The sequence below is a fragment of the Bartonella sp. PS17NMGDW genome (genome assembly GCF_042193555.1).
GTDB classification, from domain to species: Bacteria; Pseudomonadota; Alphaproteobacteria; order Rhizobiales; family Rhizobiaceae; genus Bartonella; species Bartonella grahamii.
The window spans coordinates 1-567 of sequence record NZ_JBHILY010000096.1 but is presented as its reverse complement, the minus strand read 5'-3'; the positions used below and the strand labels follow the sequence as shown (position 1 = coordinate 567).

The 567-nt window shown below is 43.0% G+C and carries 1 protein-coding gene; it reads left to right on the top strand.

Annotated elements, in window-relative coordinates:
- Positions 1-124 precede the first annotated feature (124 nt).
- On the top strand, positions 125-567 hold a 443-nt coding region (locus ACFIJK_RS09470), incomplete at its 3' end, for a hypothetical protein (RefSeq protein ID WP_375627607.1).

The following is a 567-nucleotide window of genomic DNA, read 5'->3' as shown; positions in this document are numbered from 1 at the left end:
GGAGAGACAATCCGTAATCTTATCGGTGCAACACAGCTTAGTGACGCCTCTACAAGATACCGTGCAACAGATAGAGCGATGTGTAACTCTGGAATTCCCATGGACCTTGATCAATGGCAGTCAATTGACAAAAACCCTAGAGAAACAAGCTTTAGAAGCTTATCAGACTGTTCAAAACTTACTTACCTTGAAAGCATCTGTTGAAGACATAGCAGAAGCTCTTGATGTGCTTGAAGGTGGTTTGACAATGCAAAAAGTTTCGAATGCAGAAGCGCGTGCAAAGGCTTATATCGCTGCTCTTAACGGCATTTCACTCTGGTCTTTATTGCAAGCCGTTAAAAATCTTATACGTGGTGAGGCAAAAGGCATGTCCACAACATTTGTCCCCTCATGCGCTGATCTGGCGCAGTATTGTCGCGATTTAGAAAGCAGGCTTTATGGTGTTGCTGAGAAGGTTTTTATAGCAGTTGAAAATACGCGTAACCTAGCTTTAGGAGGCAAGCGCATTTCATTCATGAGAATAGGCAAGCCTAGTGAAGAGCAACATAACAGTAGCAATTCTAAAGC